Origin of the sequence: Streptococcus mitis SK597 (genome assembly GCF_000148545.1) — a bacterium.
In the GTDB taxonomy this organism is placed as follows: Bacteria; Bacillota; Bacilli; order Lactobacillales; family Streptococcaceae; genus Streptococcus; species Streptococcus mitis_C.
On record NZ_AEDV01000001.1, the window covers coordinates 22,588 to 34,158 of the forward strand.

At 39.7% G+C, this 11,571-nt stretch carries 10 protein-coding genes; 8 read left to right on the top strand and 2 right to left on the bottom strand.

Annotated features, from left to right (window positions below; translation table 11 throughout):
• Positions 1 to 25: 25 nt before the first annotated feature.
• The 6 genes from SMSK597_RS03580 (at position 26) to SMSK597_RS03605 (ending at position 6,081) form a co-directional block, all read left to right on the top strand.
• Entirely contained in the window at positions 26 to 1,726 is a 1,701-nt protein-coding gene (locus SMSK597_RS03580) for an acetolactate synthase large subunit (RefSeq protein ID WP_000411735.1), read from the top strand.
• Positions 1,719 to 2,195: an acetolactate synthase small subunit gene (gene ilvN, locus SMSK597_RS03585; protein WP_001253803.1), complete on the top strand. Its 477-nt coding sequence runs from the start codon at positions 1,719 to 1,721 to the stop codon at positions 2,193 to 2,195. The genes SMSK597_RS03580 and ilvN overlap by 8 nt, the downstream gene beginning before the upstream one ends.
• Before the next feature lie 65 nt (positions 2,196 to 2,260).
• Positions 2,261 to 3,283: a ketol-acid reductoisomerase gene (gene ilvC / locus SMSK597_RS03590; protein ID WP_000290683.1), complete on the top strand. Its 1,023-nt coding sequence runs from the start codon at positions 2,261 to 2,263 to the stop codon at positions 3,281 to 3,283.
• Positions 3,284 to 3,366: 83 nt separating this feature from the next.
• The gene (locus SMSK597_RS03595; protein WP_001027898.1) at positions 3,367 to 3,723 is read left to right on the top strand and encodes a hypothetical protein; all 357 of its coding nucleotides are present in this window, start codon (positions 3,367 to 3,369) and stop codon (positions 3,721 to 3,723) included.
• A 50-nt stretch (positions 3,724 to 3,773) separates the two neighbouring features.
• Entirely contained in the window at positions 3,774 to 5,024 is a 1,251-nt protein-coding gene (ilvA, locus tag SMSK597_RS03600) for a threonine ammonia-lyase IlvA (protein WP_000952974.1), read from the top strand.
• An 841-nt stretch (positions 5,025 to 5,865) separates the two neighbouring features.
• A complete protein-coding gene (locus SMSK597_RS03605; protein ID WP_001130036.1) occupies positions 5,866 to 6,081 on the top strand; it encodes a capsule biosynthesis transcriptional regulator in 216 nt (71 codons plus the stop codon).
• 243 nt (positions 6,082 to 6,324) lie between these two features.
• Here SMSK597_RS03605 and SMSK597_RS0101885 read toward each other — a convergent pair whose 3' ends face one another.
• Positions 6,325 to 7,065, bottom strand: a complete 741-nt coding sequence (locus SMSK597_RS0101885; RefSeq protein ID WP_000189470.1) for an amino acid ABC transporter ATP-binding protein — start codon at positions 7,063 to 7,065, stop codon at positions 6,325 to 6,327.
• Positions 7,065 to 8,630, bottom strand: coding sequence for an ABC transporter substrate-binding protein/permease (locus SMSK597_RS03610; RefSeq protein ID WP_000725638.1), 1,566 nt, complete (start codon positions 8,628 to 8,630; stop codon positions 7,065 to 7,067). The genes SMSK597_RS0101885 and SMSK597_RS03610 overlap by 1 nt, the downstream gene beginning before the upstream one ends.
• Before the next feature lie 138 nt (positions 8,631 to 8,768).
• On the opposite strand from SMSK597_RS03610, the gene SMSK597_RS03615 reads away from it, so the two are divergent.
• Both SMSK597_RS03615 and SMSK597_RS03620 read left to right on the top strand, forming a co-directional pair.
• Positions 8,769 to 10,658, top strand: coding sequence for a DUF2207 domain-containing protein (locus SMSK597_RS03615; RefSeq protein ID WP_000750664.1), 1,890 nt, complete (start codon positions 8,769 to 8,771; stop codon positions 10,656 to 10,658).
• 47 nt (positions 10,659 to 10,705) lie between these two features.
• Complete coding sequence (locus SMSK597_RS03620; RefSeq protein ID WP_000280770.1) at positions 10,706 to 11,551, top strand: undecaprenyl-diphosphate phosphatase; 846 nt, start codon at positions 10,706 to 10,708, stop codon at positions 11,549 to 11,551.
• Positions 11,552 to 11,571 lie beyond the last annotated feature (20 nt).

Genomic DNA, 11,571 nt, shown 5'->3' on the forward strand with positions numbered 1-11,571 from the left:
TTTTAAGTGAAGAGAAAGGGGAACAATGGAGAAAATCAGTTTAGAATCTCCTAAGACGGGGTCAGACCTAGTTTTGGAAACACTTCGTGATTTAGGAATTGATACCATCTTTGGTTATCCTGGTGGTGCTGTCTTGCCTTTTTATGATGCGATATATAATTTTAAAGGCATTCGCCACATTCTAGGACGCCATGAGCAAGGTTGTTTGCATGAAGCTGAAGGTTATGCCAAATCAACTGGAAAGTTGGGTGTTGCCGTCGTCACTAGTGGACCAGGAGCAACAAATGCCATTACAGGGATTGCAGATGCCATGAGCGATAGCGTTCCCCTTTTGGTCTTTACAGGTCAGGTGGCGCGAGCAGGGATTGGGAAGGATGCCTTTCAGGAGGCAGATATTGTGGGGATTACCATGCCAATCACTAAGTACAATTACCAAGTTCGTGAGACAGCTGATATTCCGCGTATCATTACGGAAGCTGTCCATATCGCGACTACAGGTCGACCAGGGCCAGTCGTCATTGACCTACCTAAAGACGTATCTGCTTTGGAAACAGACTTCATCTATTCACCAGAAGTCAATCTACCAAGCTATCAGCCAACTCTTGAGCCAAATGATATGCAAATCAAGAAAATCTTGAAGCAATTATCCAAGGCTAAAAAGCCAGTCTTGCTTGCTGGTGGTGGAATTAGCTATGCTGAGGCTGCGGCAGAATTAAATGAATTTGCAGAACGCTATCAAATTCCAGTGGTAACCAGTCTTTTGGGACAAGGAACGATTGCAACGAGTCACCCACTCTTCCTTGGAATGGGAGGCATGCATGGGTCATTCGCAGCTAATATTGCCATGACAGAAGCTGATTTTATGATTAGTATTGGTTGCCGTTTTGATGACCGCTTGACAGGAAATCCTAAGACCTTTGCTAAGAATGCCAAGGTTGCTCACATTGATATTGACCCTGCTGAGATTGGCAAGATTATCAGTGCAGATATTCCTGTAGTTGGAGATGCTAAGAAAGCCTTGCAAATGTTGCTGGCAGAACCAACAGTTCATAACAATACTGAGAAATGGATTGAAAAAGTTACTAAAGACAAGAACCGCGTTCGTTCTTATGATAAGAAAGAACGTGTGGTTCAGCCGCAAGCTGTTATTGAACGAATTGGTGAATTGACGAATGGAGATGCCATTGTGGTAACAGACGTTGGTCAACACCAAATGTGGACAGCTCAGTATTATCCCTACCAAAATGAACGTCAGTTAGTGACTTCAGGTGGTTTAGGAACCATGGGATTCGGAATTCCAGCAGCAATCGGTGCTAAAATTGCCAACCCAGATAAGGAAGTTGTCTTGTTTGTTGGGGATGGTGGTTTCCAAATGACTAACCAGGAATTGGCTATTTTGAACATTTACAAGGTGCCAATCAAGGTGGTTATGTTGAACAACCACTCACTTGGAATGGTTCGCCAGTGGCAGGAATCCTTCTATGAAGGTAGAACATCAGAGTCGGTCTTCGACACTCTTCCTGATTTCCAATTGATGGCGCAAGCTTATGGTATTAAAAACTATAAGTTTGACAATCCTGAGACCTTGGCTCAAGATCTTGAAGTGATCACTGAGGATGTACCTATGCTAATCGAGGTAGATATTTCTCGTAAGGAACAGGTGTTACCAATGGTACCAGCTGGTAAGAGTAATCATGAGATGTTGGGGGTGAAGTTCCATGCGTAGAATGTTAACAGCAAAACTACAAAATCGATCAGGAGTACTCAATCGCTTTACAGGTGTCCTGTCTCGTCGTCAGGTTAATATCGAAAGCATCTCTGTTGGAGCAACAGAAGATCCGAATGTATCGCGTATCACCATTATTATTGATGTAGCTTCTCATGATGAAGTGGAGCAAATCATTAAGCAACTTAATCGTCAGATTGATGTGATTCGCATTCGAGATATTACAGACAAGCCTCATTTGGAGCGCGAGGTGATTTTGGTTAAGATGTCAGCGCCAGCTGAGAAGCGAGCTGAGATTCTAGCGATTATTCAACCTTTCCGTGCAACAGTTGTAGACGTAGCACCAAGCTCGATTACCATTCAGATGACAGGAAATGCTGAAAAGAGTGAAGCTCTATTGAGAGTTATTCGACCATACGGTATTCGTAATATCGCTCGTACGGGTGCAACTGGATTTACCCGTGATTAAAAATCCAACTTAAATTTGTTAAACCAGCCTAAAAGGTAATAAATAATAGAAAAGAGAGAAAAACGATGGCAGTTCAAATGGAATACGAAAAAGATGTTAAAGTAGCAGCACTTGACGGTAAAAAAATCGCCGTTATCGGTTATGGTTCACAAGGACATGCGCATGCTCAAAACTTGCGTGATTCAGGTCGTGATGTTATTATCGGTGTACGTCCAGGTAAATCTTTTGATAAAGCAAAAGAAGATGGATTTGACACTTACACAGTAGCAGAAGCTACTAAATTGGCTGACGTTATCATGATTTTGGCACCAGACGAAATCCAACAAGAATTGTACGAAGCAGAAATCGCTCCAAACTTGGAAGCTGGAAACGCAGTTGGATTTGCTCATGGTTTCAACATTCATTTTGAATTTATCAAAGTTCCTGCGGATGTAGATGTCTTTATGTGTGCTCCTAAAGGACCAGGACACTTGGTACGTCGTACTTATGAAGAAGGATTTGGTGTTCCAGCTCTTTATGCAGTTTACCAAGATGCAACAGGAAATGCGAAAAACATTGCTATGGACTGGTGTAAAGGTGTTGGAGCAGCTCGTGTAGGTCTTCTTGAAACAACATACAAAGAAGAAACTGAAGAAGATTTGTTTGGTGAACAAGCTGTACTTTGTGGTGGTTTGACTGCCCTTATCGAAGCAGGTTTCGAAGTCTTGACAGAAGCAGGTTACGCTCCAGAATTGGCTTACTTTGAAGTTCTTCATGAAATGAAATTAATCGTTGACTTGATCTATGAAGGTGGATTCAAGAAAATGCGTCAATCTATTTCAAATACTGCTGAATACGGTGACTATGTATCAGGTCCACGTGTAATCACTGAGCAAGTTAAAGAAAATATGAAGGCTGTCTTGGCAGACATCCAAAATGGTAAATTTGCAAATGACTTTGTAAATGACTATAAAGCTGGACGTCCAAAATTGACTGCTTACCGTGAACAAGCAGCTAACCTTGAAATTGAAAAAGTTGGTGCAGAATTGCGTAAAGCAATGCCATTCGTTGGTAAAAACGACGATGATGCATTTAAAATCTATAACTAATTAGAAAGCAAAGGATTTTGCTAAAATAGTAGCTTCAGCTATTCGTGGGATATTAGATATACTGATTTAGGGGTTGAAATCATATGAATATTACCAATTTGTTTTCTATCAAGACAGGATGTGATGAAACTGATAGGCAACTGCAAAAATTATTTTTTCAGTTGGATTTACAATTGGGAGAATTGACAGATCAATTAAGAAAATTAGATTCTAATTTTGTTCCTCGTAGTCAATTTGTAGACACGTTGGATTTGAATGATGTAGAATATAAAGAAATTTTAAACTATTTTATCTTCCATCGTAATGATAGTGAAGAAAGTTTGGCAGAATGGTTATATGATTGGATTTCTACAAATCGTTATGAACTTCCTAAAGAGTTTTCAATTCGTATGGCTCATAAATACCATGAAAGTGTTGCTGAAGTTTTTGGAAATGAATAACTAAAAAAACAGTCATTAGTGACTGTTTTTTATAGAAAAAGAGGTTTTATATGTTAAGTTCAAAAGATATAATCAAGGCTCACAAGGTCTTGAATGGTGTGGTTGTGAATACACCGCTTGATTATGACCATTATTTATCGGAGAAGTATGGTGCTAAGATTTATTTGAAAAAGGAAAATGCCCAACGTGTTCGCTCTTTTAAAATTCGTGGTGCCTATTATGCCATTTCCCAGCTCAGCAAGGAAGAGCGTGAGCGTGGGGTAGTCTGCGCTTCTGCGGGAAATCATGCGCAGGGAGTAGCCTATACCTGTAATGAGATGAAAATACCTGCTACTATTTTTATGCCAATTACAACTCCGCAACAAAAAATTGGTCAAGTTCGCTTTTTTGGTGGGGACTTCGTAACCATTAAACTAGTTGGAGATACCTTTGATGCCTCAGCCAAAGCAGCTCAAGAATTTACAGTTTCTGAAAATCGTACCTTTATTGATCCTTTTGATGATGCCCATGTTCAAGCTGGTCAAGGGACAGTTGCTTATGAGATTTTAGAAGAAGCTCGAAAAGAATCGATTGATTTTGATGCTGTCTTGGTTCCTGTTGGTGGTGGCGGTCTGATTGCTGGGGTTTCTACCTATATCAAGGAAACAAGTCCAGAGATTGAGGTTATCGGAGTAGAGGCGAATGGAGCGCGTTCCATGAAGGCGGCCTTTGAAGCTGGTGGACCTGTCAAACTCAAGGAAATTGACAAATTTGCGGATGGGATTGCTGTGCAAAAGGTAGGTCAGTTGACCTATGAAGCAACTCGTCAACATGTTCAAACTTTGGTAGGTGTCGATGAGGGATTGATTTCTGAAACCTTGATTGACCTCTACTCTAAGCAAGGGATTGTCGCAGAACCTGCTGGAGCAGCTAGTATCGCCTCTCTAGAGGTGTTGGCTGAATATATCAAGGGGAAAAACATTTGTTGTATCATTTCTGGAGGAAATAATGATATTAACCGTATGCCAGAAATGGAAGAACGTGCCTTGATTTATGATGGGATCAAGCATTACTTTGTGGTCAATTTTCCACAGCGTCCAGGGGCCTTACGTGAGTTTGTAAATGATATCTTAGGGCCAAATGATGATATCACGCGTTTTGAGTATATCAAACGAGCTAGCAAGGGGACAGGACCAGTATTGATTGGGATTGCCTTGGCAAATAAGCATGATTATGCAGGTCTGATTCGTCGAATGGAAGGTTTTGATCCATCTTATATTAACTTAAATGGTAATGAAACGCTCTATAATATGCTTGTCTGAGGACTAATAAAAAAATATCATATTATTTGCACAACTGATGTATAGGTGCTATAATGAGGGTAAAGAAAGGGGGCGATTCCTATGGACTTAGGAAATCGATTACGCTATTTCTATCACAAGTCATTATAGTACCTATTATTTTTTGATTCAGTTTATAGTAAGGGAGTAAAATTACTTGTTATATATAAGGAGTATTTTTAGAATCCACTATTTTATATATAGCTAATATGAAATTTGGCTAAATATAATAGGAATTAGAAAAAATAATCAATAATAAGAAATCTTATACTGAGTTGACTGAGAAGAGTGATAAGATACTAAGAAGATAAAAACAGTGGAAAATGTTGGAAGAAAGGATACTATTGTTTCTTAATTACTAATCTTTTTATTGGTTTAAAGAAACAAAAAGGAATCTTGATAAAGTAAATAAATAGTACCAGTTGAGCAAGTGAAAAGTGCTTATGAAGACAGGAAGAAAATTAAAGAAGGAGAATAGAAAGAATAGTTAGTAATAGTGTGGAGAGAAAGTCTTCCGCTATTAGAAATATCGTTTTAAAGTTGGATAAATAGAATAAAGTTGAAGATAAAACCTGTCTAACCTATCCCGAACTGGTATTTGTAAATTATGAATATTTTTACAAATAAAAGAGTTAATAATACAATTATTTTAAAGGTATTTACTAATGGTTTATAGCAAGTAAAAACCTATATATTATCAGCTTTAATAAGATAGTAACAAAAAAATAAATCATTAATTTTATTGAATATATGTTTTTTTATTGACAAAAGACATAAAAACGTATACAATTAAATATCGTAAAGAAGAAAATAGGAGAAGGACATGGCTAAGTCAAACTTTGAAAAAGTAGAATCAGTTGTTGGCTGGGTTCGTGATAAGAAAATCACAGGCTACCGTATCTCTAAAGAAACGAATGCGCGTGAAATGTCTATCATTGCTCTAGCGCAGGGGCGTGCAAAAGTAAAAAATATTTCGTTTGAAACGGCTCTAGGTTTAATTGATTTCTATGAAAAAAATCATGAAAAATTTGAAGATTAATCTTTGGATAATGGCGGATTCTTGAATAAGGTCTGCCTTTTCATTTTGATACTCAATGAAAATCAAAGAGCAAACTAGGAAACTAGCCGTAGGCTGCTCAAAGCACTGCTTTGAGGTTGTAAATAAGACTGACAGAGTCAGTAACATATACCTACGGCAAGGCGAAGCTGACGTGGTTTGAAGAGATTTTCGAATAGTATGAGGACAGCAAAAAGACTGCACGATTGATGCAGCCTTTTCTTTTTATTTGAGATAACGTTGAAGGAATTCTTTTGTTCGGTCTTCTTTAGGATTGGTGAAGAGGTCTTCTGGTTTACCTTCTTCGGCAATCACACCCTTATCCATAAAGATAACACGGTGAGAGACATCACGAGCGAATTCCATCTCGTGAGTCACTACAATCATAGTCAAGCCTTCTTGGGCCAGTTCCTGCATGATTTTGAGGACTTCTCCAACCATTTCTGGATCGAGAGCTGATGTTGGTTCATCAAAGAGAATGGCGTCCGGATTCATAGAGAGGGCACGAGCGATGGCCACACGTTGTTTTTGACCACCTGAGAGTTGTTTTGGTTTAGCCTGCCAGTAGCGTTCCCCCATGCCGACCTTTTCCAGGTTTTCTTTGGCAATTTTTTCAGCTTCTGCACGTTCGCGTTTAAGGACAGTTGTCTGAGCGACAATTGTGTTTTCAAGCACGTTGAGATTTTCAAAGAGGTTAAAGGATTGGAAAACCATCCCTAGCTTTTCACGGTATTGCGTGAGGTCATAGCCTTTTTCGAGGACGTTTTGTCCATGATAAAGGATTTGTCCATCAGTTGGTGTTTCAAGTAGGTTAATGGAGCGTAGGAAGGTTGATTTCCCGCTTCCAGAGCTTCCGATGATAGAGATTACCTCTCCCTTGTGGACAGTGAGAGAAATGTCTTTTAGCACTTCGTTTTGGCCATAGGATTTTTTAAGGTGTTTAATTTCAAGGATTGCTTGTGTCATTATTTCAAATCCTCCGTTTGCATTTGGTTAGCACCTGTAGTATAGGTATCCATGTCCATGCGGCGTTCGATGAAGCGTAGGATACGTGTTACGGTGAAGGTGAGGACAAAGTAAATCACGGCGATGATTGTAAATGTCTGGAAGTATTGATAGGTTTGTGTTGCCACGGTATTTCCTGAGAAATAAAGTTCGACAACAGAGATAACGTTCAATACAGATGTATCTTTGATATTGATGACAAATTCATTACCAGTTGCGGGTAGGATGTTGCGGACTACCTGAGGTAGGACAATCTTACGCATGGTTTGGTTATGGGTCATACCAAGAGCAGTAGCAGCTTCAAATTGTCCCTTGTCAACTGCTAGGATACCACCACGAACGATTTCAGTCATGTAGGCACCAGTGTTGATTGAAACGATGAAGATAGCAGCCAGTGTACGGTCAAGGTTGATACCGAAAGCTTGGGCAGTTCCATAGTAGATAACCATTGATTGAACGATCATTGGTGTACCACGGAAAATTTCAATGTAGACATTGAGGATCCAACCGACTAGTTTTTGTAGGCCATAAATGGCTTTATTCTCAGATAGAGGAGCAGTACGAAAGACACCAATGGCAAGTCCAATAATGAGACCCGTGATGGTTCCGACGATAGAGATTAAAAGAGTGATACCAGCACCACGCAAGAGTTGTTGCCAGTTTTCAGAAAGAATTTTAGTGACTTGGCTAAAGAAACTACTGCTAGTCTCTTCAGTTGTTGTAGCTTCGGCAGGTTGTTCCTTGATCATACGATCCATCAAGGTAACTTGGTCGTCTTTTGAAATGGTTTCAATGCTGGCATTGATTTGGCTAATACGATTGTCATCTTTACGAAGTCCAATGGCGATAGCTGTATCTTCTTCCCCAGTTTTGAAACCAGGTTCTACTTGAACCATCTTAAACTTAGAGTTAGCGGCTTCGGCAGTCAGTGCTTCAGGGCGTTCAGAAACATAGGCATCGATGACACCAGCCTCAAGAGCTTGGCGCATTTGAGCGAAGTCTCCCATGGCTGTTTCTTTTTTAGCACCTGGGATTTGTGCAATCAAGTCGTAGAGGTAGACACCTTGTTGAGAAGTGATTTTCGCACCGTTAAAGTCATCCAAAGATTTTGCGTTTGCATAAGTAGAATCTTTTTTGACAAGCAAAACTGGTTCGCTAGTGTAGTAACTGCTTGAAAAGGCAATTTCTTGTTTGCGCTCAGCAGTAGGACTCATACCCGCGATAATCATGTCAATCTTACCAGAAGTAAGGGCAGGGACTAGACCTTCCCACTTGGTTTTAACAACCAAAGGTTCTTTGCCTAAGTCCTTAGCGATTTTCTTGGCGATTTGAACATCGTATCCATTGGCATACTGGTTAGTCCCGTCGATTTTGACAGCTCCATTGCTATCATCGTCCTGGGTCCAGTTAAAGGGGGCATATGCTGCTTCCATACCGATGCGTAAATATTCATCGGCTTGGGCAACATTGACAAGTCCCAGCATCAGCAAGAGACTTGTGAAAATAGATAAGTATATTTTTTTCATGATTTCTCCTATTTCTAATCTATTAAAAAATAACTGTCTCCTATTTTATCGAAAAAAACTCTATTTTTCAATATAGGTAAGCCCTTACTTATGAAAAAATGATATAATGATAGCAAAGATAAAAAGGGGGCTTAGTTGATGAAAAAAACTTTTTTCTTACTAGTGTTAGGCTTGTTTTACCTTCTGCCATTCTCGGTTTTTGCCATTGATTTCAAGATAAACTCTTATCAAGGGGATTTGTATATTCATGCAGACAATACGGCAGAATTTAGACAAAAGATAGTTTATCAGTTTGAGGAGGACTTTAAGGGTCAAATTGTGGGACTTGGACGTGCTGGCAAGATGCCTAGCGGATTTGACATTGATTCCCATCCAAAGGTTCAGGCCTCGAAAAATGGTGCTGAACTAGCAGACGTTACTAGCGAAGTGACAGAAGGAGCAGATGGTTATACTGTTAAAGTTTATAATCCAGGTCAAGATGGCGACACAGTTGAAGTTGACCTTACCTGGAACTTAAAAAATTTGCTTTTCCTATATGATGACATCGCTGAATTAAATTGGCAACCTTTAACAGATAGTTCAGGGGCTATTGGAAAGTTTGAATTTCATGTAAGGGGAGATAATGGTGCTGAAAAACTCTTTTTCCATACAGGCAAACTTTTTAGAGAGGGAACGGTTGAAAAGAGTAACCTTGATTATACTATTCGTTTAGACAATCTTCCGGCTAAGCGTGGAGTTGAATTGCATGCCTATTGGCCTCGGACCGATTTTGCTAGCGCTAGGGATCAGGGCTTGAAAGGAAATCATTTAGAAGAATTTAATAAGGTAGAAGACTCGATTGTTAAAGAAAAAGAGCAAAGTAAACAACTCCTTACTTGGATCTTCCCTTCGATCCTTTCCATCTCCTTGTTATTGAGTGTCTGCTTCTATTTTATTTATAGAAGAAAGACCACTCCTTCAGTCAAATATGCCAAAAATCATCGTCTCTATGAACCACCAATGGAATTAGAGCCTATGGTTTTATCAGAAGCTGTCTACTCGACCTCCTTGGAGGAAGTGAGTCCCTTGGTCAAGGGAGCTGGAAAATTCACCTTTGATCAACTTATTCAAGCTACCTTGCTAGATGTGATAGACCGTGGGAATGTCTCTATCATTTCAGAAGGAGATGCAGTTGGCTTGAGGCTGGTCAAAGAAGATGGTTTGTCAAGCTTTGAGAAAGACTGTCTAAATCTGGCTTTTTCAGGAAAAAAAGAAGAAACTCTTTCCAATTTGTTTGCGGATTACAAGGTATCTGATAGTCTTTATCGTAGAGCAAAAGTCTCTGATGAAAAACGGATTCAAGCAAAGGGACGTCAGCTCAAATCCTCTTTTGAAGAAGTATTGAAAGAGATGCAAGAAGGGGTGAGAAATCGGGTTATCTTCTGGGGACTTCCAGATTATTATCGTCCTTTAACTGGTGGGGAAAAGGCCTTGCAAGTAGGTATGGGTGTCTTGACTATCTTGTCCCTATTTATCGGATTTGGTTTGTTCTTGTACAGTTTGGATGTTTATGACTATCTTTACATCCCCTTGCCGATACTTGGTTTTCTAGGTTTGGTTTTGGCTGTTTTCTATTATTGGAAGCTTCGATTAGATAATCGTGATGGTGTCCTAAATGAAGCAGGAGCAGAAGTATACTATCTCTGGACCAGTTTTGAAAATATGTTGCGTGAGATTGCACGATTGGATCAGGCTGAATTGGAAAGTATTGTGGTCTGGAATCGTCTCTTGGTCTATGCGACCCTATTTGGCTATGCGGACAAGGTCAGTCATTTGATGAAGGTTCATCAGATTCAAGTGGAAAATCCAGATATCAATCTCTATGTAGCTTATGGCTGGCATAGTATGTTTTATCATTCAAGCGCGCAAATGAGCCATTATGCTAGTGTCGCAAATACAGCAAGTACCTACTCCGTATCTTCTGGAAGTGGAAGTTCTGGTGGTGGCTTCTCTGGAGGCGGAGGTGGCGGCAGTATCGGTGCCTTTTAAAGAGAGCTAAAATATGCTATAATGGAAGATAGAAAAAGGAGTAATCTATGTATCTTATTGAAATTTTAAAATCTATCTTCTTCGGGATTGTTGAAGGAATTACGGAATGGTTGCCGATTTCCAGTACAGGTCACTTGATTTTAGCAGAGGAGTTTATCCAATACCAAAATCAGAATGAAGCTTTTATGTCCATGTTTAATGTTGTGATTCAGCTTGGTGCTATTTTAGCAGTCATGGTCATTTACTTTAATAAACTAAATCCCTTTAAACCGACTAAGGACAAACAGGAAGTTCGTAAGACTTGGAGACTATGGTTGAAGGTCTTGATTGCGACCTTGCCTTTGCTTGGCGTCTTTAAATTTGATGATTGGTTTGATACCCACTTCCATAACATGGTTTCAGTTGCCCTCATGTTGATTATCTATGGGATTGCCTTTATCTATTTGGAAAAGCGCAATAAAGCGCGTGCTATCGAGCCAAGTGTAACAGAGTTGGACAAGCTTCCTTATACGACAGCCTTTTATATCGGTCTCTTCCAAGTTCTTGCCCTTTTACCAGGGACAAGCCGTTCTGGAGCAACGATTGTCGGTGGTTTATTGAATGGAACCAGTCGTTCTGTTGTGACAGAATTTACTTTCTATCTTGGGATTCCTGTTATGTTTGGAGCTAGTGCCTTAAAGATTTTCAAATTTGTGAAAGCAGGACAGCTCTTGAGCTTTGGGCAATTGTTCTTGCTCTTGGTTGCGATGGGAGTCGCTTTTGCAGTCAGCATGATCGCTATTCGTTTCTTGACTAGCTATGTGAAAAAACACGACTTTACTCTTTTCGGTAAATACCGTATCGTGCTTGGTAGTGTCTTGCTACTGTATAGCTTTGTTCGTTTATTTGTATAAGAAAAACCTTGAAGGGGCAA